The following is a 26,913-nucleotide window of genomic DNA, read 5'->3' as shown; positions in this document are numbered from 1 at the left end:
ATGCAGCCTATTCAATCATACCCCGTTTTTGAAGCTGATCAGGTTTTGTCCAACGGACACCTGAACAACTTGTTGAACTACCTGGAGCAGCAGGAAAGGCTGACGCGTATCAAACTCGCAGGCAGAGGTATCGTCTGCGGGTTGGAAATCAGCACCTCCAATGCTGCTATCCAGATAAGCAAGGGCTCCGGACTGACTTCGCAGGGATTTTTAATTCAGTTGTGCGATACTAATTTCACCCATTTTATTCCCTATTCTCCACCTGTGCTTCCAAATGACCTGTATTTTTTGACCCAGTGTAGTGAGGAAGACAGGAGTAATATCCCTTATTATGGCGCCAAGGATATCCTCCAACTCATCCCTGACAGCGATAAAGACACTGAAGGGAAAAAATCAATAAGTACAATCAATAACCAGGATTATGCCGTTGTTTTATTTCTTGAAGCTGAACAAGTAGATCTCAAAAATTGTGATACCCAAGATTGCAATGACAAAGGAAGCCGGATGGATTTTATCTTGCGGGTTCTTTTGGTTAAAAAAACACTTTTTGATTCAGGCAAAACCATTTCTTTCAACTCAATACTTTTGAAGCGCTACAATGTGCCTGTGGCAGATTTAAAAACCGCTGAGGATATTCTGAATGGTTTTTTGGCAATCACAGACGACAATACGCTGACCAAGCTTTCCGAAAATCTGATTCGAAGTTGGGACAGGTTTGCAGTACCTCTTGGACTTCCTGCCGAAAATCCGCTAAAAGGCCTAAACCTCATCACAGTCAAAAAGAAGCTTTCAGGCAAAACCGGCCAAAGAATTTTTGTGCAGTATTTCTACGATTTTGTGGACGACCTGCTCAAGGCTTATATTGAATTCAGGGCTAAAGTGAGAGAGGTTTTTGGGGAATGTTGCCCCGAAGAAATGGATTTTCCTATGCACCTGACTTTGGGATTGGCAAATGAAAATACCCTTTTGGGAAAAAGGAATGCCCATAGACAATATTTCGAATCATCGCCAATTTTGAATGGGCAGGGAAAAAATGCCGAAGAGGCAACTTTGCTTTTGGAAAGAATGGTAGCGATGGTCAAAGGATTTATGGGAGACAAACTCCAAAGTTCCGAGGCAATCGCCATTACCCCAACCTCTTTGGGAAATGACTTTATCAGCTACAGGGCCATTCCTTATTACTTTGACTGGAAGGCAGTCAATCCATCCTGGTACTTTAGCCGAAGCTACAGTGGCAACCAAAGGTACAATCTCGGTTACCGTGCCGCCCTCCAAACAGACGCTCCTGAACCTGTCAAAAACCCACTCTTGTATGATATTGAGAGATACAATGCATTCAGAATCGAAGGTCATATCGGAAAAAATTACCGGATAGCCCTAACAGAAATCATCCGTCAAAAGCAGCGCTTCAACCTTCCCTTTGATGTTTTGGGACTCAATGCCATCGACCTTTCGGCAATATTGAACGGCAAAGAAATCCGCTGCCATGTCCAGGATCTGGAATCTGACTATAGGGTGATGATCACTGGCATCGTCTGCCAGTTGCAACAAATCATGGCCTATGTCGGAAACCTCCGTCCAAAAAGACCTATTGAACCAAGTAGAGATCTGGGAGGATTGACCCTAAAGCGGGATTTTTATATCTCCAAGAATCTGGTGGATATGCAAAAAACCATTAAGGCGGACCTTTCCAAAAACCAGGCTATCAGCATTTCAAATGCTGATATTATCAAAAACCTCGCATTGAGGGATGTCGAACCTGGTGAAAAGCTTGCGGATTTTTTGTCTAAGGATGTTTCCAATTTCATAATTGATCAAAAAGCTTTTTTCGAATACATCATCAAACAACCGGATCAGTTGCTGATATTCCTGCAGCAATTGGCAGAAATAGTTAAGTACCTGCTTTCATTTGAACTTGACAAGTTCGATGAAGATGCTTACAATAAACTATGGACTCCCTATTCCAAAACCGTAGCCAGTCTGATCAAAGAAGCTGCAAACTCAGAAAATGAAGAAATCAAAAGGTATTTCTCTGAAGGCAACAGCGAACTGCTTTTCAAATGTGCCAATGAAAAACTCTTTGCCCTCAAAGAAGAATACGTCAAAAGACTGGAGCAATACCACGCAGCCATCAATTTCAATGAGTATTTCAAAAAGCATCCCGGATTAGAACATAAGGCGGGGGTAACCAAAGGGGGTACATTCATTTTAGTCTACAACGGTGAAGTAGAAAGGGTTTTGACTTTGCCTGACCTGACAATACCCAACCAGAACCTTGATTTATTTACAAGAAATACCTTGACAAATGTGTTGGCTAAAGAGACTTTGGCAGTAAAAGCTGAACCTCAAAAAGCCAGTATTTCAACAAGCTTTGGCAAGGATGTGCAAGACCTTGCGATTGCCTCCAAGCGCACAGAATTTGAATTTGCCTCTGACCTGATCAAAAAACTGAATCTTGGAGACTCAGCCAAAAGCGTTCTTGATGCGCTCAATATCAGAGACAAAGAGATTCGAGACCAGGCTACGCCGATCGCCAAAGGTACGGTGATAGCAGATTTCTACCTTCCATACCTCTGCTGCAGTGAGAGTCCACCGATCGCTTATGTAATTCCTGAGGAAAAAGAACCTGATAATAAACCACCAATTGCTGATGCGGGTGATGACCAATCCATAAGGATTGCGAACCCCAATACTCCGGGGACGGTAACTTTGGATGGAAGTAATTCTTCTGATCCCGAAGGAGGCCCGCTTATCTTCAGTTGGACATTTGAAGGTGGGACAATGACACCAACTATCACAATTCCTGATAAGGCCAAAACCACAATTACTGGATTGCTGCAAGGAGAATACAAATTTGGTCTTAAAGTAACAGACGACAAAGGTGCCTCTGCTCAAGATTCAGTTACCATTATGGTAACGATTCCTGAGAATAATGCCCCAATCGCAAATGCCGGTCCGGACCAGTCCCTTGTCATCAGGAACCCAAATACTCCAGGTACGGTAACTTTGGATGGGAGTAATTCTTCTGATCCTGAGGGCGAAACACTTTCATTCAACTGGACATTTGAAGGAGGAACCATGACACCTACAATTACGAGCCCTGACAAAGTCCAGACCACAGTGACCGGTTTATTGGTTGGAGAATACAAATTTGGACTGAAAGTCACTGATCCAAGTGGAAACAGCAGTACCGATTCGGTCAATGTCAAAGTAGATGCGAGAACCGGAGAAGATGATGTCAGAACCAAAACCTGTGGTCCACTTAGTGACATTATTAATGCATTTGTAAGATTTGACAGTACAGGTTCCAACGATCTTTTCAATAGGTTTAAAGAAATGTATGACTCCTATGACCAAATACAGGGATTTTTTAAGGCCATGAGAGTCATCGCAAATGAGACTGCTGATAAACAAATCGATTTTTTTGTAAGTGAATTTGTCAGCACAGGATTGCTGTCCCAATTTGTAGAATGGCTTCAGGGGCTTCAAAATTTAATTTTAGAGATAAAAGAATTCAGAAGTTTTGGGTTTGAGCTCTATAGGATATTGAATCTGTTGGCACAATATATAGTGTGCATCCAAAAAGAGGATTTTGATGAGGCTAAAATACCAATGGAAAATATTTTCAAAGTCATCGAAGAACACGCGGTTATTTGGGCCGATATGAGGTCGAGCGGAGAATTCGGAAGGCTTGAGTCCCAGCTTGTACTCAGGATTGCCAACGACACAGGCGTGGCTATTGTACAGACCGAGGAAAATGGCGAGGTAAACACCAAACCGAAATACCTCAACCAACTCAAAAAAATCAGTGGGATCCTCTAAATAGAAATTGAATGTCAGTGCTGCAAAACCATAAAATATATACTGCATCCCTTCAGGTAGATTTTGAAGGGTTGGAGGAAGGATTGGGTTTGCAGGATAGTCTTGGATTGTTCTTCTACGAAAAAATTAAACCGGCTTTAGAGAAGGTATTTGACCGCCATGGAAATCCCAATGAAACAATAGTCTTGGATAAGCTTGAGCTGGATTGTGGAAACTTATCCTATTCCAATTGGGAAGAGGAGTTTTTACAAAAAATCCTTGTCCAACTAGAGGAAAATTTGAAACTCCCACAATTCGGAAAAAAGGAAATAGTCCCTGTCGAAAAAAAGGCTGAGGAAGTATTTACCCACTTTTTGGAAAAAGGATATTTCCCATGGAACAGCCCTTTTTCGAGTCCAAGGGAATTGGAAGATTCAGTGGTGCTTGAAATGTCATTTTTAGAGAACCTCAAAAAAATCTTAATTAAATCTCCTGCCTCCTTTCAGCGGCTATTTGGTTCATTTTCAGAAGATTTTATCTCCAGAATAATCATAGCCTGGTCTCAGAAATTAAATTCTCAAGAATCAGATTTGGTCAAATACCTAAATAGGAGCAGGAATACGGCTCTAAATAAAATCCTGATTCGAACTTTGGAACTTACCTTTTCCGATCCAGACCCTGCTTCATCTGGACAATTTCTAAAAATATTGATCAACCAATGTTCACAAGAAAACCTGTCCGCTCTGGCGGAATATTTTGGTCAGGAATTAGTTAGAGATAGAAAACTCCTAGGTGCATTCACTGCACTTTTTACAGAAGTTTCTAATCCTGGATTTCAGAAGAAGAAAATGATTCTGTGGAAAAAAATCCTGCGAATTGATCCTGAAATTATTTTAAAGCTAAAAAATTCCTTGCCAGAATTGGATTTTCAGATTCTCACCGAAGCCACACATAATGGAATAAACCTTGCCGAAGAAGGAGCTGAAATGGGCTTTTCTGAGTCCCTTTCAGGATTGGAGAAAATAACAAACAAGGAAGAAATGGGACAAGAAATCGAGATTGAATCAGAATTTTCCGGTGAAATATTCGTGGAAAATGCCGGATTGGTCTTGTTGCATCCTTTTTTGACAGGGCTTTTTAGCAACCTTCAATTGACAGAAAACGGAAAGTTTGTGGCTGAATATGACCAAGGCCTTGCTGCAAGAGTGCTTCAATTTTTGGTTTATGGTGAAAATGAATTGACCGAAAATTTCTATCCACTCAACAAAATCCTTTGCAGAATGGGGATTTCCCAGTTTTTGGGAGAAGGATTGGAAATTACAGAATCATCGAAAACCGAATGTGAGGAATTGCTTCAGGCAGTAATCGGACATTGGTCAGTATTGAAAAATACAAGTATTGGCGGATTGAGGGAAACCTTCCTGCAGCGAAACGGCAAAATCAGCCGGGTTGAAAAAGGCTGGAAACTTCAAGTGGAAAGGAAGACTGTGGATGTGCTGCTGGCCAAGCTACCTTGGGGAATGGGCATCGTCAAGTTGCCTTGGATGGAGGACATGATGTTTGTCGAATGGGAATAAGAAAGCTATGGAAGATATCAGAACCATTATTGATTTTTTGGAGGTCAGTACGAAAAACAGACTTGAAAACTTTTTTGAAGGGAAAAGTATAGAAGACTTTAATTCCAAAACATTGATCTTAGACAACCAAAGCACATTATATAAGCTTTCAAGACTTTACAACTTAACCAAAGAAAACCTCCTCCTGTTGACAACGACTTTGGTGCCTCATATTATTCCCGGGTTTTTTGACAAAATCATTCAAAAATTTCTTCCCCACGGTGGGGATTTTCCTGAATTCGGTGGAGTCAAACTAGATCAACACAGGGGAATGGTCCCCACAGGAGAAACCATTCTTTTCATACTGGCAGGGTTGGATATTCAAGAAAGGTTGAAATACTTACCTCTACTAGACAAGAGCAATCTTCTTTTCAAACATCGCATTCTTTATTTGGAACCAGTGAAAATAGGAGAACCTAGGTTAGGTGGAAAATTGGTCATGGATCCCGAATATGTGGAAGTTTTGACAACAGGGAAAATCTCCCTGCCTTCGCTGAGCATCAATTTCCCAGCCGAGCATCTCCAATCGGAAATGACATGGGAAGACCTTGTGTTACCCGATCAAGTATGGCATCAGGTAAAGGAATTGCAGATTTGGCTCAAGCACAAAGAGACCCTTAACGCAGAATGGGATCTTGGAAGAAAACTCAAGCCGGGGTACCGGGCATTATTTTACGGCCCACCGGGGACAGGTAAAACAATCACTGCCACTTTACTGGCAAAATATACAGGAAAGGAAGTCTTCAGAATTGACTTGTCTATGATCGTTTCGAAGTATATCGGGGAGACTGAAAAGAACCTTTCAGCCTTATTTGACAAAGCAGAAAACAAAGATTGGATCCTTTTCTTTGATGAAGCAGACGCTATTTTCGGAAAGCGGACCGGGGTCAGGGATGCCCATGACAAATATGCCAACCAGGAAGTTTCCTACCTGCTTCAAAGGATAGAAAGCTATAACGGCTTGGTGATATTGGCTTCTAATTTCAGAAACAATATTGATACAGCCTTTATCAGAAGATTCAATTCTATTGTTTATTTCCCGGCCCCAAAAGCCGAGGATAGATTGGCTTTGTGGAAAAAATCTATCCCTGAAAATCTTCAAATGGGTCAGGATCTTATTCTAAAAGATATAGCTGATGGTTTTGAGCTCACAGGCTCCCATATTTTGAATATTATCCAATATATTTCTTTGGTATCCTTAGATACCAAAAATTCCATTCTTACAAAAGAACTTATGGTAAAAGGAATAAGGAGAGAACTGGAAAAAGAAGGAAAGTGAAAAGCAAAAAAAATAAAGTAATCAGGAATTAATTGAGATAGACATGAAAAATTCAGAACTGATGTCAAAAAAACCAACAAACTCACGAAAGGTTACAGGGTTATTTTCTAAAAAAAGCGAAGAAAATGATTTTTTTAACTCTCAGGGAAACTTCTTTAAGCCAAATGGAAGCCAGGGGAAATCCAAAGATGTAATTCCCAAAAATCTCCAGAATAATTTAGAAAAAGGATTGGGAGAAGATTTTTCTCAAGTTGATATTGTTAAAGATTCTGTTGAAACAAGTCGATTCCAAGCACTTGCTTTTACAAGAGGAGAAACGATTCATTTTGCTCCAAATCGCTTTAACCCTGAATCTGAAGAAGGAAAAAACCTCATTGGTCATGAATTTACCCATGTCAAACAACAAAGGGAAGGAATGGTAAACCCTACCAAAAATATATTCGGATCTCCCATAAATGACCAAAATCATTTAGAATCCCAAGCCGGAGATTTGGGTAAAAATGCAGTTAGAGGAATTAAATCTCCACATACCCTATCCAATAATCGCAAGAGAAGTTCCCCGCAAAGCCAAAACAATGTTACCCAATTTGCCCTTCCAGCTGTGGTTGCCGCAATGGGTGCCGCAGAGTGGATAGCGGCAGGTGCATTGGGATATCAAGTAGCAAATGATGCGACATCAGCGGCATCGGGTGATGTTTCCTATACATTCGATGAAGTTGAGGGAGTATTGTTGCCGAGCGGTGGAAGTGATGTTGCAGCACATAAAACCGCACATCCCAGCGCCCAGATTTATGAAGCTACACATAGGTTTGCTGTTTGGGGAGGAACTAGTGATTCCAGGAAAATGGGAATAAAATTCGGAATTACTTTTCTATATGATGACGCCGGTGCCATAGGAAATATTTCACTTTCAATTTTGGATGTTTACGATTGGCCGGGGTGGGGAGGAAGCGTAAATGTCAATATCACACCAAGAAGTTTGGCCTCAGGAAGTGCTTCTTTCAGATTTACTATAAATGTCAATGAAACCAACTCTTGGTTTGTAAGTGAAAAGCCAGGATCAATACAATTGCGTTTGAGAGGTGGCGATGGTGACTTAAGTATCACATCTCATGATTATTTTGGTTTTACAGAAATCGGGTAAAGGCTGAAAAGTCTATCAATAAGACAAATAAGAAAATGATAAAAACTTCGTTTAAAGTAAGTGATAGCCATAAACTTCAGACCAAAATTTCAGGAGAGTCATATTCCCATATATCTGAACTGAGATTTAGATTTATTGATAAAATTGAAATCGGCATTTCCTTTAAATTTGAATCCAACGGAAAAAATTTAAGGATAACGGATGCAAAATTGGATAGAATTGAGAGTGAACAAAATGGGGAATTAACAATAAATGTTTCATTCAACAATACCATTCATCAGGGTAGCCAAGCTGTAAGAATTACTATAAACCTTGCGTATGAATCCTATAACCAAAGTGTCGTCGGAAGTTCAATAGTCAAATTAACCCCAGAGGGTGAATTAATTCAGTATACAAAAACTGACAATGTTTCTGATTTAAATTCTTAGGCATCCTTTCAATTACTTCAAATCCCGGCTGCTTGGACATGCATCCAATCAAAATTTCTCTGACGTCCCAGACTTGTCCATCCTTCATTTTCCCACATACGCCACCACGCTTCATATTCCGGTCTTGCAAAAGTAGCCCTGTCTCTTCCCCAGTGCAGGTCATTGTTTTTTGGATCGAAATCCAAGGCAATTCCCCAACTATGCATACTTGGTTTAGTCCCTCCACGCATTGCCCTGTCATTATAGCATCCTCCAAAAAAATCCAGCCTCAATCGTTTGATTTCTTCGATTCCATAGTGGGCCAGGACATCCTTCAGAACCTTTTCAACACTTGTCTTTACCTTTTGATGGCAAGTAAACCGATTTACAATTTGGCTAGGATTCCAGGATAATTTAAGCGGATAGGCACTTTGGGCTATAACAAGACTACTTCCTTTGGGACCATAGAAATTGTCAAACTCCTGTGTAAACTGCTTGGGCCATCTACTGACCGGTAGGGTGATTTCCTCAGGGCGCCAAACCGGAGGCTTTTGTCCCTTGTTTCTAATGAAGATAACGGTCTCATAACCGTGTTTTGTATCGGGTCCCCAATATCCATCCAAAGGTCCAGGATCAACTCCATATTCTTTGCAGATTAGTTGGACAGATCCGATGAGTTTTCTCTTCCCTGACCAGTCAGATGGAATTTCAGTTAACTTACTTATGGCATGTAGGGTCGAGGGATCCATGTTTCCATTTACTGCGCCTTGGAAATATCCTTTTTCGGTTAACCAAGTCTGTACAAATTTGATCAATTCCGTTGTGCTCATTTTTCAAAATAATTTAGATTCCAAAAATTCGACAGGTAAAATACAATACTTTGCCTTTCAGTTATTTAGATTTTAAATTATGCATTTCTGGTAAAAAATGAAAATGACTATTAAGTATTTTTGATTCTTCTTGCCAATAATTACTCAAATTTTTTACCCACGAAAATTCCTAGACAAAGGCAAACTTTTTTGACATTGGATAAAATTTTTTCAACCTATTTAAAAAAAACTAAAAGTAATTTTATTTAAGAATTCGGATTCCCACCATACATTTTTAAGTATTTACCTTAAATTCACCCCATGGAAAATCTACCCTCTTGCCCAGCCTGTAAATCTGAATATACTTATGAATTGGATGGCAAATTTGTCTGTCCGGAATGTGCTTTTGAATGGGAAGCTGAGGAGGCAGAAGCTGAAGAGGGTTTGGTAGTAAAAGATTCTAACGGGGCAATATTGTCAAACGGGGATTCTGTCACCATCATCAAAAACCTTCCCGTCAAAGGTGCTGCGCATCCAATTAAGGCAGGCACAAAAGTGAAAAACATTAGATTGGTAGAGGGTGACCACAATATCGACTGCAAAATAGATGGATTCGGATCCATGGCCTTGAAGTCTGAATTTGTGAAAAAAGCTTGAAAGGAAGTATGAGTTACGAAGTACGATTTTTGATTTACGGACATTTTTCTAGCATTTGGGCATTTTTAGTATCTCGGTGGGTTTTAAAGGAATCTTGGAAAAACCTGGATTGAAGTCCAATTGAAGCGGCAATGGATTGTCAACCGTGGACTGTGGTCAATTCACTTTTTTTCCATCGTCTAAGGCCTATCAACCATGGACAATGAACAAAAAAAATATCCTCCCCATTTTCATGAGGAGGATTTGTTATTTACAGGCGATTTTATTCACCCTAGTGGCATGTCTGCCCCCTTCAAATTCTGTGGTCAGAAATATTTCTGAAAGCTTTGACGCTAGGTCAAATGAAATAAACCTTGCAGGCAAAGCCAATACATTGGCATCGTTATGTTGTCTTGCCAAAGCTGCCAAGTCCTCATTCCAGCACAGTGCTGCCCGGATTCCCTGATGTTTGTTGGCGGTAATTGCAACACCGTTGCCACTGCCACATATTAAGATTCCCTGCTTGAATTCCCCGGCTTCGATGGCATTACATAGCGGATGTACGAAATCAGGATAGTCAGCTGAAGCCGAAGTATACGGACCGTAATCCTTTACCTCATACCCGGCAGCTTCAAGCACATTGATCAATTTGGTTTTATATTCAAAACCCGCATGGTCTCCTCCGACTGCAATTTTCTTATCCATTGTCTTTGTATTTCAAGTTGTCTTCCAATTCTTTTTTGGCGCGCTTCTTCTCTAGCCTTTTTGCTACCTGTATCCCCACTTCATACAATACCAAAATCGGCATTGCAATTAAAACCTGACTGATTACGTCCGGTGGAGTGATCAAGGCAGAAACAATCAGGATGACCACGATAGAATGTCTTCTGTAAGATTTCAACATCGCTGCTGTCACCAAACCTGACATGGAAAGGAAATAAATCACAACAGGAAGCTGAAACATAATGGCAGAAGCCAATACCAGCATGGTCAAGGTACCGATGTAAGACGTGATGTCAAATTCATTGAGGATGCTTGGATCCAATTGGTAGTTTGCAAGGAAGTTGATAGAAAGCGGTGCAAGGATAAAATATCCAAAAGCGGTCCCCAAAAAGAACAACAAACTGACAAAGAACACCGCACCACGGGCCGCTTGTCTTTCTTTGGAATAAAGCCCGGGAGAGATAAATTTCCACACTTCCCAAAATAAATACGGAAATGAGACGATCAATCCCACTACCATACTTGAGGTCAGGTGCATGGAAAACTGTCCCGTCATCTGCCTGCTTTGGATGGTAAAAGGAAGTGTATCTATACACAAAGGAGGTACATTAAAATAATCAGAAATCTGACAAAGTACCCTGTAGGTGATGAAATCAACTTTGGAAGGACCAAGGATTACAACGCCGAATACAATACTCTTGGCTAGAAAAGCAGCAACGGTGAATATTAATATGGCAGCCGCAGACCGCAGCAAGTGCCATCTCAACTGCTCCAAATGATCCAAAAAGGACATGCCCTCTTCTTCCTCTTCTTCTTTATACTGATCTAAGGCCACGCTTTTTTAGAATAATTAATACAATGGAAACTGAACCATCCAACCGTTGACTTCAGATTTGATTTTGGCCAATTCTGCCTCATCACTATGGTTTGTCAATGCCCTGTCTATGAGGGATACGATTTTGCGCATGTCCTCTTCTTTCAACCCACGGGTGGTGACAGCCGCTGTTCCCACTCTCATTCCTGAAGTGACAAATGGCGATCGGGTGTCGAAAGGAACCATGTTTTTATTGATAGTAATGTCAACTTTACCCAAGGTCTCTTCAGCCAGTTTACCCGTCAGGTCTTTATTCCGGAGGTCAATCAGCATCATGTGATTGTCTGTACCACCTGAAATAATCTGGTAGCCTAAGCCCACAAATGATTCAGCCATGACAGCGGCATTCTTTTTGACTTGCAGGACATAGTCCATATACTCATCTGAAAGTGCTTCTTCAAATGCGATTGCTTTGGCCGCAATGATATGTTCCAACGGTCCGCCTTGAGTTCCGGGAAATACGCCTGAATCCAAGAGAGAGGACATTTTTCTCAATTCACCTTTTGGTGTTTTCAGTCCAAAAGGATTGTCAAAATCATCTCTCATCAAGATCAATCCACCCCTAGGTCCACGGAGGGTTTTGTGGGTGGTAGTGGTCACAATATGGCAATACTCAAGAGGGTCATTTAAAAGTCCTTTTGCAATCAAGCCCGAAGGATGTGAAATGTCTGCCAATAACAATGCCCCAACTTGGTCCGCAATGTCTCTCAACCTTTCATAATCCCAATCCCTGCTGTAAGCAGAAGCACCGCAGATCAACAGTTTTGGTTTTACTTCCAATGCTTTAGCTTCAACTTTGTCGTAGTCAATTACTCCTGTCTCTTCTTCTACACCGTAAAAATGCGGTTGGTATAATTTTCCTGAAAAATTAACCGGAGAACCGTGTGTCAAATGACCTCCATGTGAAAGGTCAAAACCTAAAATCGGATCTCCCGGATTAAGGACAGCCAAGAAAACAGCTGCATTGGCCTGAGCGCCGGAATGTGGCTGCACATTGGCCCAAGTGGCACCAAAAAGTGCTTTTGCCCGATCGATTGCAAGTTGCTCGATTTGGTCTACAACTTCACAACCGCCATAGTAGCGCTTTCCCGGGAGGCCTTCTGCATACTTGTTGGTCAATACACTTCCTGCTGCTTCCATCACCTGCTTGCTAGTGAAATTTTCCGAAGCAATCAACTCAATTCCGGTTTTTTGACGGTTTTCCTCTTTGGTAATTAGGTCAAAAATAGCCTGATCTCTTTTCATGGGGGGGTATTTTAATAGGTCGGCCAAAATTAGTTTTATTCGATGGATTATCCAATGGAATATATACAAAAGCGCTTGGATAAAACCATTCGAAAAGGCATCTGCCTCATTTGATCTGTTGCAAATGGAATTTATTTCAAATTAACTTTTTCAAAGTTTCAAATATCCTCTTTGCTATCCTTTCCATACCCAAGTCACCAGGATGTTTAGCCACACCTTCATGGAGAAATAGCCCAATGGCCATATTCTCTTCCTTTGATCCAAGATCTGTCAGGTTTACAAGTTCCCAACCGTTTGTTTGGGCAGCCAAAATAAGTTGCTGATTCACTTTTTCGCTGTACCAGAAAGTAGTTGTGACGATGACTTCCATCTTTCTGCCGTTTGCCAGGTAATCAGAAAATAATTTGATTGATTCTGCAAGTGCATTCCCATTGACCTCGGTTTCTCCGATATTTTCTCCAAATCTGATAATCAGGATGTCGGGATTAAAATCTCGGAGATGATCATAATAAGAAAAGTCAAAGGATTCAAAGCCTCTTTCAAAAGGATACACGTTTTCCCTTTTCAGATTAGCCTCCGGCTTTATAGATTTGACCAAAGAGCCTAACACAGAAAAATAATCTTTGTCCCCAGCACTTGCCGCCATGCCCCAATTTCCGTTCCAACCGATTTCAGAAGCCGGCGGATGCCAGGTAATGCTGTTTCCGATAGCAAGTATTTTGGGATCAGATTTTGTCAAAGATGGGTTTTCCCTTGGTTCCATACATGCATTCAGTCCCAAAAAGAAAACCCAAAATATTACCTTGACAATCTTGTTCATTTATAGATATTTATTCCTTTCAAAAAGGAATTCTGACATTCAACGCAATATTTCTTCCCATCTGATTGACGCCAAAAGGCCTAAAAAGGGAAAGGTGATCCAAGTAAGCTTTATTCAAAAGGTTGGTTCCACTGACATAAATATCCATGGTGTTGCTTCCGATTTTTAGGTTCCCACCGATATTCATCCCCAAAAGGAAATAACCCGGAGTTGCCTCCTCCAAAGGTGCTGCTCTTTCCTGATCAAAAACCAAAGAACCCAATAGGCTGATGTATGGTTTTTGGATAATCCCGATATCTTTCAACCTGAAATCTACATTTTGATTCCAACGGAATGCCGGAATATAAGGCAGGTATGTCATGTCATTTCTTCTCTGTCCGATGACCATAGCGTACGAAGTCGATCCACTGATCCATTTGATGGATGTTGGCTGGATATCCAATTCGATTTCGCCGCCATAAAGCCTGGCATCTGCCTGCTCAAATGACCAAATATCCAAATCTTCCTGCACTTCTCCGGTTGGGGCAAAGAAAATATAGTTGTTGATGCTGTTATAAAAAACTTCTCCGGAAAGCGCAAATCCTTTGCCGCTGTAACGGATACCAAAGTCAGTCTGAATGTTTTGTTCTCTTTCAAAGGACGCATTTCCTTTTTCAAATCTTCTGGTTCCGGGATGTACGCCATTGGAAAACAATTCCGCCAAATCAGGAGCTCTGAAACCCTGCGCAATGTTTAACCTGAATCTCCATTTGTCATCCGGTCTAAAGGTAGCCCCACCACTCGTTGTCACTCCATCGAATGTCCTCTCAAGTTTCCTGTCTTCAGGTTCTCCAGGCAGGATAAACCCAAAATCGATAAAATGAGGAGCACTTGCATCTACATTTACTTTTCTATAATCATACCTCAATCCACCTTGAATTACCCATTTGTCTTTGTTATAATTCAATAAACCATAAACAGAACGGTCGTCTTTCCTGGCATCAGGGATCAGAAATTCTAAAGCGTCGTCATAATTGATCGTGTTGAGTACAAAGCCCTGAACGCCAAATATTGCCTCCAAATGTGAATTCAAGGACTTAAAGTACTTGAGGTCATACATTACATTGGTCTGGTTCAGACCCAAATCCACACTTGACCCACCGGATTCCAATTCTTCCCGGAGGTTTTTATGCAATCCAAAAGTAGCTTTAAACTTATCCTCTCCCAAAAACACATTGGTTTCGGAGGAAAAGAAATGGTCAGTTACATTTTGATAAGGAACTTGGGTACTGCGGTCTCCTCTAAAAGTTGCCAACTCATCTATGGCGTTTTCATCCAAAATTCCGAGCTTCTGTTTCATGTACGTATACCTGAGTCGGGTATCACCCCATTTCTTTTGAAGACCGACACCTGCTTTCAGGTTTTGGGTATTGAATCTTGTGTTTCCCATAGTCCTGCCATCACCGTCAATGTAATCGGCATGGGATTCCAAGGCCCCGTTCATCGACCATACAAAACCATTTTCTCCGGCTCCTTTCACTCCGACCTCTGACCGAAGTCCAAGGTTATTGCTGTATCCACGCAAGTTGACATACCCGTCAACATCGCCTTGGGCAGCATCTTTTTCCTCTATCAAGTTGACCACACCTGCCATCGCTCCTGAACCATAAATCAAGGAAGCAGGACCTTTGATCAGCTCCACATTTCCTATACCTGTTTCAGTCAATCCCAATCCATGGTCAGCGCCCCATTGTTGGTTTTCAAACCTTCCTCCTTGGTATACTGACAAAACCCTGCTGAAAGAAAGGCCTCTGATGACAGGTTTGCTGATGCCGGGTCCCAAAGAGATTTCATTTACTCCCGGGGTTCTGGTCAATGCTGTCATCAGACTTGGTGAAGGCATTTTGAGAATTGCCATTCGGTCCACCTTTTCGATGCTGATCGGTGAACTTTCCTTGCTCATGATATAAGCGCCGGAAATCACCACTTCGTCAATATTGGTGGTGGATTCTTCCAGTTGGATGACCAGGGACTTGGCCGAATTGCCAGGCCTGATTGTTTGTACCTGAGTGGAATATCCGATAAATGAAATTTGGAAAGTAATGTTTTTCTCAGGAAGAGAGGTGATTTTAAAGTTTCCATCTAAGTCGGTAACCACGCCGCGGTTAAGTTCGGGAACGAAAACAGAAACACCCGGCAAAGGAGAATTGGTATTTTTATCAAGGACACGTCCTGTGATAGTAAGATCTTGTGCTGCCAATACACCAACTGAAATCAGGGTAAAGGCAATAACGAATAATAGTCGCATTGCTAGAATTGCTAGAAAGTAAGAAAGAAATTTAAAATGAAATTGAGTTGGGTTATAATGAACTCAACAAGGTAAAAATCAAGCAATAGCAGGTGGCCCCCGATGGTCAAATCCCAATTGGACTTGGGTAAAAAACTCAATAGAATTTAATGAAGATTCAAAACTTTGATCAAAAACAATAGATTCAGGAACTGGAACTTCAAACTGATAAACAATATAATCAGCATGTGCGAGAAGATCCAGGATGATCAGTTCCTCCTCTGTATGCCCATGGTCAGGTTGGGATTCTTGTTCTAAAGTCAGAATGGGGTGAGCGTGGGTGATGATCTTCCCATTCAACTCATGAGAGTGAAAAAACAATACCCCATTAGCCAAAATGCTGAGCATGAGGGCCAAGCTGAAATGACTGAGGAATGGGACTATGTTTCTAAATTTTTTCACTTATTTCAACAATACAGACAGATAACACAAATATAAGTAAGAATGTTAATCAAAAATTACCATTCATACTTTTTTGGTTTTCAGATTTCACTTTTAGAACTGTCAAAAAAACGACCTTTTGACATAATTTGAGTAATTTTCCGGTATGATTGATTTCAAATACAGACCAAAAGAATACTTCGAATCCGGATTGACTTCAGTTTTGTTGATCCGATTGGACTTCCCCGAAAGTCAGTGGGGTGAAGTCATTAGTATCTATGCCAACTTATTAGACGGAATGATTCACTTTGAAGCAGTAGATTTTTATGGCAATGACATCAACTTAAGCCCCGCCAAAAGCTTGGATCCTTTGTCCACACAAGAGGTAATTTATATGCTGGAGACTATGGAAGCTGATTGGGAAAATTCTCATGGAAATATGGGATTGACACTCTTGGGAATCCCGGAAGTGGACAGTAAATATTATCCTGAGCTGAAAAAATATTTTTCCGAAAAAAGGAAAGGTTTTGGATTGGATTAAAAATCCAACATGGTTTCGTATGCACGGGTCATACTATGGTAAGTTCTGAACCAATATTCATACGTCTCAAAAGAAATACAGTCACTGATTTCCATTCCCTGAAAATTTACTTTTTTTATGCTGTTGGAAGGCAGCCAACTCCTCAGGTCATTGGCCTGATCGATGGTGAGTTGGGAGAGTTGAACGATTCTTTTTCCTTCGATGACTAATGGGATCAATTTCATCATTTCTCAATTATTTTATTACAAATGAAATGGAATCTCAGCCGGAACTGGTTAATTATAAATTACGATTGTATTAACTTTAGAATTACCCTATTTTGGCTTTCGTAAGTCAATCTGTTTGTAGGCCAACATTCTTCAGAACATGCTAAACATCAGTCTCATTGTTGTTTTTTTACTTTTGGGTATTTTTTTTCAGCGGTTCAAAATCGTTCCTCCCAATACATCCAAATACCTGAACAACTACCTCATCTATGTGGTCCTACCTGCTTTGGCTTTACGGTACCTACCCAAAATCGATCTGAATCCAGAGCTATTGTTACCTGTGGCTTCCGCTTGGATTGGTTTTGGGCTTTCTTGGCTGATCTTTGGAACACTGGGCAAAATATATAATTGGGGAAATTCCGTTACAGGTTGCCTGGTCATCACAGCAGGATTGGCCAATACCTCATTCGTCGGAATTCCTATCATACAGGCACTTTATGGAGAGGAGGCTGTACAGATTGCTTTGTTGATTGATCAGGCAGGATCCTTTATCATTGTCAGCAGCGTCGCTGTAATAGTAGCCTCAATCTATAGTGTTGAGAAAAAGAGGAAAAGAGACATCAGCAGAAAGATCCTCACCTTTCCTCCATTCATATTTTTTTTGATAGCGATAGGGCTGAACGTCTTTGAAGTGGAAATTGGTGCGAACATTGATTTTATCCTTCAACTCATCACCATCACTTTGACGCCAGTAGCTTTGACCTCGGTGGGATTACAGGTAAAAATGGACTTTGATGCCTTCAGGTCAAAATTTTTGTGGTATGGATTGGGGTACAAACTCGTCCTGATTCCTTTTGTGATTCTGATCCTTTTCAAATATGTGTTTCAAATGCAAGGTCTGATCTTTCAGGTTTCTGTCATGGAAGCTGCAATGGCGCCGATGATTACCGGGTCGATAATTGCCATCACCCATGATCTCGAACCAAAACTTGCCTCCCTTTTGGTAGGAATTGGGATACCGCTTTCTTTTTTAACTTTGGGAATCTGGTACTTTATCGTGGCCTAATTAGCTTAACGCCATTAACAAATAACCAATTAATTAACCTTCGTCGTATCAGGCTTGGCAGGCTTGGGCTTCAACAATCCCTTTAGTACTTTCTTGGCTTCGTCTACTGCTTTGGTTTTTGTTTCCTCTATTTTCTTGTCTGCTTCTTTCTTGACACTGTCCTGAACCATATCAGCCTTGAGTTTCAGTTCTTTTTTCAAACTGTCCTCCGCCGCTTTAAACTGCTGGGTTACTTCCTGTTGGATAATTTCTTTTTCATTGTTCACTCTTGATTTGAGAGAATTTGCAAGTAGGGTTTCAATACTGTTGCCACCTGCCAAACCAACTTTAGGCGCATTATAAGTTCCTCCAAGGCTGATTGCCACCGGTATGATTGTTGATTCGTTGACTTCATTTCCGGAAATAGCCGCCAAAAGTGTATTTGCTTGCGCCCCGAATTTTCCTGCAGGAACCTGCATGTTGACCAGGTAATTGATGGTCCCGTCAAAACCGGTGCTTCCTTGGATATTTGCCTGATAGTCCCAAAGCTTGACATCAAAAGGCTTGACATCAAGAACACCGTTATTGATTTCTATTGGAATAGAGATGTTTTTAAGCTGAAGTGTATTGGTGTCATTCAGCTTGGTAAGACTCGTCACACCTTGGATGATCGGACTGTCTTTGAACGCTGCTTCTGCCACTTTCAATAACCCTTTCCCATCCAATGAAGAAAGAATTGGCATCATATCCTGTCCCAATTTACCCGAGAAAGCCAATGTGGAATTGAAGTTTCCGGCGAGGTGCTGGGCAATCGGGGCAAAAGCCTTGACCGTATTGAAAGATTGGAATGCCTGTGGAATACTGAGATTGGCAAGATTAAGGCTGAAATCAAATTTAGGTTCTGCCAAATTGCTTGGATCGTAAGTGCCATTTAGAGTCATCTGACCACCAAGTGTCCGCATAGATGCATCAGAAAAGCTGAGGACACCATTTCTAAGGAGCATATTCCCCTTGACTTCTTTCAAAGAGAGGTTATCATACAAAACTTCTTCAGCTGCCACAGACATGGAAAAATCTATATTCTTTGGCAATTCGATGACTGTCAGTGCAGCAGTATCTGCTGGGGTAGATGCGGTCATCCATTCATTTACATTGAACTTGCTTGAAGTCAAACTCAACTGTCCTTTCAAAGTCTCGTCTTCTTTAAGGAAATAATTCAGGTAGTTGGAAAGGAATCCTGTAGCCTGAATTGGGCTTTGCCCCACCTGCGAATCAAATTGGCTTAATGAAATACGGTCGGGAGAAAAATCAGCTTTTGCCTGATTGATCTTGATGCCTTGAGGAATATCAGCAGAAGTGAAGGAAAATTGATTGATGCCGACATTGCCACGGGTATCAAGTTTTCCATATTGACCATCTTCTACGTCTTTATAGGAACCTTTGGTCTGGATATCTGCTTGGATTTTTCCTGTCATGTCCATCCCTTCCATAGGAAAAATTGCTAAAATTTTACCCAAATCCACTGTTCCGTTAACAGCACCATCCCAGTTAAGTCGCGTAAAATCATTGATTTTTAGCCTTCCGTTGATTGATTCTTCTTCAAGGACAAAACCAAATTGATTCAGGTCCACAATAAAGTCGTTCATTTTTCCTGTATTGTTCTGAACAGAGGCTGAAACATTCAATTTGTCAATCGGTGCAGGATAATCCGCGCTTTTGATGTACCCGTTGCTGAGCAATAATTTGGCATCGATGTTTGGGATAACTTGTGCTACAGAATCATATTTTCCTTTCGCCTTTGCATTTACATCTAAAAGTCCCTTCAAAGTCAATCCTTCAATCGGGAAAATGGATGTCAATTCCTCAAGATTCAGTTTTCCGATCAAAGCTCCATCCATTTCATAACTGGTCAGATTTGCCAAAAAGAAACGCCCAGAAATCGGATTGCTACCAAAATCAAGGTTGAAAGTAGGAATATTAATGATGGTATTGTCCAGATTGTTAGTCTCATTTTTTGCCTGAAATTCAATGTTTACATTGCTAACAGGCCGTGGAAGATCCGGATATTGGAACATCCCATCTGTCACATTCAAGGATACATCAAAGGAGGGCATGCTGGTTTCATTATAAATACCTTTTACAAAGCCTTCAAAATCCATGTTACCGGAAGTTTTCAAATCGGAAAAACTCTCAGTATAGATTCCCGGTACCAACGAAAGAATGCTTTTAAATGTATTGTCTTTTCCCCCAAACGCAAGGTCTATTTCAATGTCTTCGGCAGGCATGGCTATGAATCCTGTCAAATCAAACAAAAAATCGTTGAGGGCAAATTCCCCTTCTCCAAAGGCAAACTTCATATTGGCCATGTCGATGTTCATGGTCGTTTCTCCTTTGAATTGCTTGCCTGAAAGGTAGCTGATGCCATCATAGGATATATCCCCGATCAGGGCATCCATTTTTAAAGGAAGGTCATATACATCTGCGGTAAAGTCTCCACTTCCTTCAAGGTTGACATTGCCCAAGACCATAAAATACCCGAGCGACATGTCATCATAGATCAAATTAAGGTCATTGACTTGGATCAGATCAACTGCAATCTGAAAGTTGCTTTCAGGAACTGTGTCTGCTTCTGAAGGATAGGTGATATCGTAGTTGGCGGTCCCATCTTCCAAAACCTTGACAAACAGACTTCCGCCGTCTAAGTGGATTCCCGTCAATGTCGGGATATCTTCAAACAAGATTGACTTTAAGTTAAAATCCACTTGTAACTTATCCATATGGACCAAGGTATCAGATTGGAAAGGCTCGTTTCCTACAATTCCAAAATCTCCAACCGTAGCCGAAATATGAGGGAATCTTTTAAATACACTCAGGTTGACATTATTGATGTCATAATAAACTTGGGCATTGACTGAAGAGGCGATTTCTTGATCTATGCGCGCTATGATTTTGTCTTTGAAAATAAATGGCAAAGCAAAGAGAGAAACAAGTAAAAAAATAAAAATACCGAATATGATGAGCAGCGTTTTTTTCATGATTGAATGGATTAAGGCAATCTTAATAACGGAGGAAGATGTTTTTTGGATTCCGATTGGAAGAACCCAACTTTTCTATTTTTTCCAGATTTTTTGGATATCACTTACGAGTTCGTCGTGGATTAGACCATTGGTAGCTACAATTTTCTTACCAAAAAGGTAATCATCCCCCATTTCAAAGTCAGAAACCCTTCCTCCGGCCTCTTGTATGATGATGATTCCGGCCGCCACATCGTAAGGCTTAAGGTCATATTCAAAAAAACCATCCTGCCTTCCACAAGCCACATAACAAAGGTCAACTGCAGCACTTCCCATTCGCCTCAAGCCATGGCATTTTTCCATCAGAAGCCTTAGAACACTCAAATAATTATCAATCTGACCAAAGGCACTGTAAGGAAAACCTGTCCCAATCAGACTTTCTCCCAATGTTTTGGCGGGACTCACATGGATCGGCTTACCGTTGCAAAATGCGCCTTTACCCTTGACAGCATAGAAACACTCGTCAAAATTGATCTCATAGACTACGCCTAGGACAACTTCATCATGAAACTTCAATCCTATGCTTACCGAGAAAATCGGAAGTCCGTGAATAAAATTTGTGGTACCGTCCAAAGGATCGATGATCCAGGTATATTCTTTGCCATTGGTTGATCCTGTTCCTTCCTCAGTGATAAAATCCGCCTCAGGCAAAATCCGGCTAAGTCGGTCAACAATAATTTTTTCAGCCTCTTTATCCACGTAAGATACGAGGTCGTTCAGCCCTTTCTGCTCGACTTTATTGAGGTCAAAGGATTGTCTTTCTTTGCGGATAAATGCGCCGGCTTCCTTGGCGACTATTTCTGTTTGTTGGAGGATTGGTAAAAGGTCAATCATATTGCGAGAAGGTTAATTTTATTGAAGTGAAAAATATACCGATGCAAAGATATGCTGTGAATCTATCTGCATTCAACAATTTTCAGGACTTGTTCATATAAGAGAAAGAAGCCGGATTAGTTTTCATTTGAATAGGAATCATTTTTTTGCCTTCCCTGTACTACCAATACGATCTCACCCTTGATAGGATGCTCTTGGTAATAGGCGACAAGTTCCTGTAATGTTCCTCTGACATTTTCCTCATAGATTTTTGTCAGTTCTCTGGATACACTTGCCATTCTATCTGGACCAAATGCCTCGGCAAACTGCTCCAAGGTCTTCATCAACCTATGCGGTGATTCGTAGAATATCATGGTGCGGGATTCTTCCAACAAAGATTCGATCCTTGTTTTTCTCCCTTTTTTATGGGGAAGAAATCCTTCAAAAGTAAACCTGTCATTTGGAAGCCCTGAGTTGACCAATGCGGGCACAAAAGCCGTAGCGCCGGGAAGACAGTTGACTTCAAGACCCGCGTCCTTAGCGGCCCTTACAAGAAGAAATCCCGGGTCTGAGATACCCGGCGTACCGGCGTCACTGACAAGGGCCAACACTTCCCCACGCCGCATCCTTTCTACTAATTTTTCGACGGCTTTATGCTCGTTGAAAATATGGTAACTCTGAAGCGGCCTTTTGATTTCTAGGTGTTTCAATAATTTTCCCGTGGTACGCGTATCTTCTGCCAAGATCACATCAACGGAATTCAGTACTTCTATCGCCCTAAGCGTGATATCTTTTAAATTTCCGATGGGCGTAGGAACCAGAAACAGATTGATCGACTTCTCTTCCGACATATTTAAATCTGATCAATGGCTTTGGCAAGTTTGTGGTCTTTCTCTGTAACGATATTACCGGCATCATGGGTATTGAGTTCGATCACTACGGTATTATAGACGTTGCTCCAATTGGGATGATGACCCTGTGATTCTGCTAAAAAAGCCACTCTAGTCATAAAGGCAAAAGCCTCCTGAAAATCCTTGAATTTAAAGGTTTTGCTTAGTTTGTTATTTTTTTCAGTCCACATGGTTTGATTGGTTTAAAGTGATATTACGCCTTCGATATTCGAAGCCTTTTCATATATGTCCATAATTGAATCGCTGTTTGGCATCAGGGCCTTGATTGTAGCGGAGACATACTTTCCTTGGGAGGAATGTTTTAAGGTCATTTTATTATTAGGCAATAATGCGGCCACTTGTGATTCCCTGCCATTGGGAACGATAAATTTGAACATATACAATGTAGGGAAAGTAGTCTGAGCTTCCAATTTGTCTTTAAAAGCCTGCCTGTTAAATGTATCTTCCATCTTTTACGAATTTAATGGATAAACACCATTGTGTAAAAATAAAATCCATTTGCACAAAAAAACCCGTGAGTAATCCCACGGGTTTTATTTATTTCTGATAAAAATATCAGAAGAATTTATATCTATAATCCTTCACATCTGCAAGGTCTTCTAATGCCATCATGATCATGTAAGCTGTCCTTTGGGAAGCATTCAAAGTCAATTGGCTTTGGTAAGAGTTATAGCTTGCAATGTCTGCAGCAGGAGTCAATGAATTCAATTTGATTACTATGATACCTACATCTTCATGGATAGGCTTGCTGATATCACCTGAATTTTTCAATCCAAAAGCAGCTCCGATTGCTTTAGGAGCATAACCTACGCCTGGCAAAACAGATGCGTTCATTCTGAGGTCAGGCGATTTGTCAAGGGAAGCCTCGTTTGGAAATACGGCCTGCATTTCTTCAAGCGTTGCTTTTCCTGCGAGTTTTTCTTTGATGATTTCTGCCTTCTTATCGTTTCTTACCTGTACCAATACCTGCTGTCTCACTTGATCCAAAGTAGCGGTACCTTCTTCATATTTCTTTTTAAGGTTGGCCACAATGTAAGCATTGTCCAATTCAAACACCGGGGAAACAGATCCTTCGGAAGCCTCATTGAATGCCCATCTGACAACCTCCCTTGCATTTTGTAGGTTATTCAAAGTCCTGGCAAATGCATCTACATTGTTAGCTTGGATGATTCTGTAGCCATCTTTTTCAGCATTGGCTGAAAATTCAGCAGTATTGCCTGAAGTGGAAGCAAAGGAGTCAGCTCTTCTGAAAACTTCGTTTCTTGTCACATCACTTGGACCCAACTCCAACTCGATCGTTGCGATCTTGTAAGAGGTAGTCTTTGGCAATTCAGTAACAGAAATAATATGATAACCATACTCAGTTTCTACCAATCTGTTGATTAGACCTGTTGATTTGGCTGCAAATGAAACATCAGCAAAGGCTTCTACGAAATCCGCTTTGGCAAACCAACCAAGGTCTCCACCTCTTTGTGCTGTTCCGTCTTGTCCATTTTGCGCAGCTGCAGTAGCAAAATCAAGTCCGTTCTGAATTTCTTTGAGGACTCTTTCTGCATTTTGTTTTACTTCGGCTTTTGCGTCATCCGATAATTCTTGCGTGCCAAATAAAATATGTGCCGCTCTCATTCTAGGAGTTCCTTCAAATTTTGAAGTCACCTTGTGGGTAACATATGAGGACCTGTTTGTAAGGAATGGGCCATAAGTTTCACCTACTTGGATATCATCTACATTAGAAGTCAATGTATTTGGCAATTCTTCTCCGGGAGCAACTACTGCAAAAGGATTTTGTCCTTCCGAATTACGTAATACAAAAGCAGAATCAGCGTCGGAAGCTCTTAATTCCTCTGTCAACTTTTTAATTTCTGAAATAACAGCGGCAGAATCTTCAGAACTTGGAATCAACTCAAAACTGATATATTCCAAGTCAGCAGCATTTTTGACTTTGAATTTTTCTGGATATTTGGATATGTAAGCCTTCAATTCACTGTCAGAAACCTCTATTGAGGAATCTGAAATTGCATAAAAAGGAATAAATAAATGATCCACATCTGCAATGCTGTTTGCCATCCTGTGCTCAAGTTTTCCTTCTTTGGAGTTTGCATACTCAGAAGTTGAAAGCAGGTTGTCGTACTTGATTCTTAATCTTCCTTTTGCAAACATTTTTTCCTGCTGTTCCCAGAATGCTACTTGCTCAGGACCTGCGGTTTCGAGGGATTGCAAGAAAGAAATCAGCTGAGACCTGTCAAATTCTCCCGTTGCGGGATTGGTCAGTTGCTGCCTCAATTCGGCGATGATGTTTTTTCCCTGAACCATATCTACCAATTCAGCATCGGAGATGGTCAGACCTAAGGCTTCATATTGCTCTGCAAAAACTTTGTCGACAATCAATGCCTGCCAAGCTTGCTCGCGCAAAGTGCTCATTTCATTTTCGGAAGGAGTTCTTCCTGTATTTTGTTGGAAAGAAATTTTGATCTCTTCGATCTTTCGGATGTATTCCTCATAGGAAACGTCTTCACCTGCAATCTCTCCCACATTGTTTGCGCTACTACCCAAAAGGGTAGAATTAGGGCCCAATAGATCCCCTCCGACGAGGAAAAATATTAATCCAACTGCTATAACACCGATTGCAAGACCTGTTCTTTGTCTGATTTTTTTAATTAAAGCCATTCTCCTGTTTTTTGAAGTGCCGCAAAATAATTCAATCTACCTGTAAATTCAAAATAATATCACTGTCAATAAATTACTTATTGGATTCTGACCCCGAATGGATCTTCACTTTTACTGTTTCTATCCTATGGTCTAGTTTTGAAACTATGCTAAAAGAATATGATTCAAAGGTAATTGACTCACCTTTTTGGGGAATATCCTCTGTAAGGGAGAGTATAAATCCCGCTAAAGTTTCAAAATCTCCATAGGGTAGATCCCAATCATATTTTTCATTTAAATAATCTATTTCATGCCTTGCGCTCAATAAATATTCATGGTCTGAAAGTTTTTGCTCAATGAGATCATCCTGGTCATACTCATCTTGGATCTCTCCAAAGATTTCTTCTATGATATCTTCCATACTTACTATCCCGCTGGTCCCTCCAAATTCGTCCACGACCAATGCAAGACTTTTTCTCTCTTTGATGAATTGGATCAAAAGCTCATTAGCCAAGGCAGACTCCGGTACAATGATAATCGGAGTAAGGATATCCGATACTTTTTTTGGTTTTTTGAACATTTCCAATTGGTGGCAATATCCAATCACATCATCAATGGATTCTTTGTATACGATTATTTTTGAATGGCCGCTTTCCGCAAATACTTGTTTGAGCTCTTCCATCGAATCTTCTATGTCAACCGCCACAATATCTGTCCGAGGAACCATACATTCCCTAACTCGGATGGTTTTGAATTCTATGGCGTTGTCAAAAATCTTAGCATCAAGGTCAACCTTCACATCCTGACCACTGTGGTGTAGGCTGTTTTTAATAAAGCTGTTTAAATCCGTGACCTTAAATACCGGCTTATCTTCATTGTATTCCAATCTAAGGACCTTGGTAATAAACAACCTTGACAGCCCTACAATCATCCATACTAAAGGATACATCAAAAAATAAATAATTTGAAATGGCAGGGAAAATAAAGACAACAGGCTGTTTGGATTCAGCATGAAAATACTTTTGGGTAGGAACTCCCCTGTAATCAAAACGATAATCGTTGACAATACTGTCTGAATGATCACCACATAGGCTTGGTTGTTGAAATTACCATTAAGAATTCTTTCAAGCCAACCTTCAATCAAAGGTTCAAGCAAATAAGCCATGAAAATACCATAAAGCACCAAAGCGATGGTATTTCCTATCAGTGTCGTCCCGATAAACTGTCCGGGTTTTTTGATAAAGTTTGAAAGGATCTTTCCCGAAACTGAACCTTGTTTGTTTTGAAGTTCTATCTGAAGCCTGTTGGCAGATACAAAAGCCATCTCCATTCCCGAAAAAAACGCAGAAAAAAGCAAGGTGATGGCGACGTAAATAAGGTATGGCGATACTATCATTTTGATTTACGGCTTTTTACTTTTTTGATGGGGTTGGACTTTTCAGCCTCTGATTTGAGTGTTGCTTCATTTTTGCGGTACCTGTACCAAAAGAGCAGTGCCACCGCAAACATGAAAACGGGATATGAACTGATCAACCCTGACGTGAAGGTAAGGTGAGTACCGATGATTACCAAGGCTGCGGAAAGAGATAAAATTAAGAAGTCAGGTAATTTCATTT

General features: G+C 40.8%; 24 protein-coding genes. 8 read left to right on the top strand and 16 right to left on the bottom strand.

The window, feature by feature from the left end; genetic code table 11:
- The 5 genes from NU887_RS06015 (at position 1) to NU887_RS05995 (ending at position 8,268) form a co-directional block, all read left to right on the top strand.
- Complete coding sequence (locus tag NU887_RS06015; protein WP_258422459.1) at positions 1 to 3,822, top strand: PKD domain-containing protein; 3,822 nt, start codon at positions 1 to 3, stop codon at positions 3,820 to 3,822.
- Between the two features lie 11 nt (positions 3,823 to 3,833).
- Positions 3,834 to 5,378 carry a contractile injection system tape measure protein gene (locus NU887_RS06010; protein ID WP_258422458.1) on the top strand — a complete coding sequence of 515 codons (1,545 nt, stop codon included), beginning with the start codon at positions 3,834 to 3,836 and terminating at the stop codon, positions 5,376 to 5,378.
- Between the two features lie 7 nt (positions 5,379 to 5,385).
- Positions 5,386 to 6,696: an ATP-binding protein gene (locus tag NU887_RS06005; protein WP_258422457.1), complete on the top strand. Its 1,311-nt coding sequence runs from the start codon at positions 5,386 to 5,388 to the stop codon at positions 6,694 to 6,696.
- A 61-nt stretch (positions 6,697 to 6,757) separates the two neighbouring features.
- Positions 6,758 to 7,840, top strand: coding sequence for an eCIS core domain-containing protein (locus NU887_RS06000; RefSeq protein WP_258422456.1), 1,083 nt, complete (start codon positions 6,758 to 6,760; stop codon positions 7,838 to 7,840).
- A 35-nt stretch (positions 7,841 to 7,875) separates the two neighbouring features.
- Positions 7,876 to 8,268 (top strand): hypothetical protein, encoded by a 393-nt coding sequence (locus tag NU887_RS05995; RefSeq protein ID WP_258422455.1) that lies wholly within the window; start codon positions 7,876 to 7,878, stop codon positions 8,266 to 8,268.
- A 17-nt stretch (positions 8,269 to 8,285) separates the two neighbouring features.
- On the opposite strand, the gene NU887_RS05990 is transcribed toward NU887_RS05995, so the two are convergent.
- A complete protein-coding gene (locus NU887_RS05990) occupies positions 8,286 to 9,077 on the bottom strand; it encodes a M15 family metallopeptidase (RefSeq protein WP_258422454.1) in 792 nt (263 codons plus the stop codon).
- A 300-nt stretch (positions 9,078 to 9,377) separates the two neighbouring features.
- Here NU887_RS05990 and NU887_RS05985 point away from each other — a divergent pair, with 300 nt between their 5' ends.
- On the top strand, positions 9,378 to 9,713 hold the full coding sequence (locus NU887_RS05985) for a zinc ribbon domain-containing protein YjdM (RefSeq protein ID WP_258422453.1): 336 nt from the start codon (positions 9,378 to 9,380) through the stop codon (positions 9,711 to 9,713).
- Positions 9,714 to 9,959: 246 nt separating this feature from the next.
- Here NU887_RS05985 and rpiB read toward each other — a convergent pair whose 3' ends face one another.
- The 6 genes from rpiB to NU887_RS05955 all read right to left on the bottom strand — a co-directional run bounded on the left by rpiB (position 9,960) and on the right by NU887_RS05955 (position 16,082).
- Positions 9,960 to 10,397, bottom strand: a complete 438-nt coding sequence (rpiB, locus tag NU887_RS05980; RefSeq protein WP_258422452.1) for a ribose 5-phosphate isomerase B — start codon at positions 10,395 to 10,397, stop codon at positions 9,960 to 9,962.
- Positions 10,390 to 11,250: a twin-arginine translocase subunit TatC gene (tatC, locus tag NU887_RS05975; protein ID WP_258422451.1), complete on the bottom strand. Its 861-nt coding sequence runs from the start codon at positions 11,248 to 11,250 to the stop codon at positions 10,390 to 10,392. The genes rpiB and tatC overlap by 8 nt, the downstream gene beginning before the upstream one ends.
- Before the next feature lie 15 nt (positions 11,251 to 11,265).
- Positions 11,266 to 12,534: a serine hydroxymethyltransferase gene (glyA, locus tag NU887_RS05970; RefSeq protein ID WP_258422450.1), complete on the bottom strand. Its 1,269-nt coding sequence runs from the start codon at positions 12,532 to 12,534 to the stop codon at positions 11,266 to 11,268.
- A gap of 136 nt (positions 12,535 to 12,670) precedes the next feature.
- A complete protein-coding gene (locus tag NU887_RS05965) occupies positions 12,671 to 13,354 on the bottom strand; it encodes an SGNH/GDSL hydrolase family protein (protein WP_258422449.1) in 684 nt (227 codons plus the stop codon).
- Between the two features lie 19 nt (positions 13,355 to 13,373).
- Complete coding sequence (locus NU887_RS05960) at positions 13,374 to 15,641, bottom strand: TonB-dependent receptor (protein ID WP_258422448.1); 2,268 nt, start codon at positions 15,639 to 15,641, stop codon at positions 13,374 to 13,376.
- A gap of 78 nt (positions 15,642 to 15,719) precedes the next feature.
- The gene (locus NU887_RS05955; RefSeq protein WP_258422447.1) at positions 15,720 to 16,082 is read right to left on the bottom strand and encodes a hypothetical protein; all 363 of its coding nucleotides are present in this window, start codon (positions 16,080 to 16,082) and stop codon (positions 15,720 to 15,722) included.
- Positions 16,083 to 16,227: 145 nt separating this feature from the next.
- Here NU887_RS05955 and NU887_RS05950 point away from each other — a divergent pair, with 145 nt between their 5' ends.
- Positions 16,228 to 16,602, top strand: a complete 375-nt coding sequence (locus NU887_RS05950) for a UDP-glucuronosyltransferase (protein WP_258422446.1) — start codon at positions 16,228 to 16,230, stop codon at positions 16,600 to 16,602.
- Here the strand turns inward: NU887_RS05950 and NU887_RS05945 are convergent.
- Positions 16,599 to 16,829, bottom strand: coding sequence for a hypothetical protein (locus NU887_RS05945; RefSeq protein WP_258422445.1), 231 nt, complete (start codon positions 16,827 to 16,829; stop codon positions 16,599 to 16,601). The genes NU887_RS05950 and NU887_RS05945 overlap by 4 nt on opposite strands.
- Positions 16,830 to 16,968: 139 nt before the next feature.
- On the opposite strand from NU887_RS05945, the gene NU887_RS05940 reads away from it, so the two are divergent.
- Entirely contained in the window at positions 16,969 to 17,874 is a 906-nt protein-coding gene (locus tag NU887_RS05940; protein ID WP_258422444.1) for an AEC family transporter, read from the top strand.
- A gap of 29 nt (positions 17,875 to 17,903) precedes the next feature.
- On the opposite strand, the gene NU887_RS05935 is transcribed toward NU887_RS05940, so the two are convergent.
- The 8 genes from NU887_RS05935 to NU887_RS05900 form a co-directional block, all read right to left on the bottom strand.
- The gene (locus NU887_RS05935; protein ID WP_258422443.1) at positions 17,904 to 20,888 is read right to left on the bottom strand and encodes an AsmA-like C-terminal region-containing protein; all 2,985 of its coding nucleotides are present in this window, start codon (positions 20,886 to 20,888) and stop codon (positions 17,904 to 17,906) included.
- Positions 20,889 to 20,963: 75 nt separating this feature from the next.
- Positions 20,964 to 21,761 carry an inositol monophosphatase family protein gene (locus NU887_RS05930; protein WP_258422442.1) on the bottom strand — a complete coding sequence of 266 codons (798 nt, stop codon included), beginning with the start codon at positions 21,759 to 21,761 and terminating at the stop codon, positions 20,964 to 20,966.
- 116 nt (positions 21,762 to 21,877) lie between these two features.
- Positions 21,878 to 22,591, bottom strand: coding sequence for a 16S rRNA (cytidine(1402)-2'-O)-methyltransferase (gene rsmI / locus NU887_RS05925; RefSeq protein ID WP_258422441.1), 714 nt, complete (start codon positions 22,589 to 22,591; stop codon positions 21,878 to 21,880).
- 2 nt (positions 22,592 to 22,593) lie between these two features.
- Positions 22,594 to 22,821 (bottom strand): 4a-hydroxytetrahydrobiopterin dehydratase, encoded by a 228-nt coding sequence (locus NU887_RS05920; RefSeq protein WP_258422440.1) that lies wholly within the window; start codon positions 22,819 to 22,821, stop codon positions 22,594 to 22,596.
- Positions 22,822 to 22,833: 12 nt separating this feature from the next.
- The gene (locus NU887_RS05915) at positions 22,834 to 23,100 is read right to left on the bottom strand and encodes a DUF493 domain-containing protein (protein WP_258422439.1); all 267 of its coding nucleotides are present in this window, start codon (positions 23,098 to 23,100) and stop codon (positions 22,834 to 22,836) included.
- Between the two features lie 106 nt (positions 23,101 to 23,206).
- The gene (locus tag NU887_RS05910; protein WP_258422438.1) at positions 23,207 to 25,318 is read right to left on the bottom strand and encodes a peptidylprolyl isomerase; all 2,112 of its coding nucleotides are present in this window, start codon (positions 25,316 to 25,318) and stop codon (positions 23,207 to 23,209) included.
- Between the two features lie 73 nt (positions 25,319 to 25,391).
- Positions 25,392 to 26,693, bottom strand: coding sequence for a hemolysin family protein (locus tag NU887_RS05905; RefSeq protein WP_258422437.1), 1,302 nt, complete (start codon positions 26,691 to 26,693; stop codon positions 25,392 to 25,394).
- Positions 26,690 to 26,911 (bottom strand): hypothetical protein, encoded by a 222-nt coding sequence (locus NU887_RS05900; protein ID WP_258422436.1) that lies wholly within the window; start codon positions 26,909 to 26,911, stop codon positions 26,690 to 26,692. The genes NU887_RS05905 and NU887_RS05900 overlap by 4 nt, the downstream gene beginning before the upstream one ends.
- Positions 26,912 to 26,913: the final 2 nt, after the last annotated feature.

This window comes from Aquiflexum gelatinilyticum, from assembly GCF_024741135.1.
Classification (GTDB): Bacteria; Bacteroidota; Bacteroidia; order Cytophagales; family Cyclobacteriaceae; genus Cognataquiflexum; species Cognataquiflexum gelatinilyticum.
This window is presented reverse-complemented; position numbering and strand designations above follow the sequence as displayed.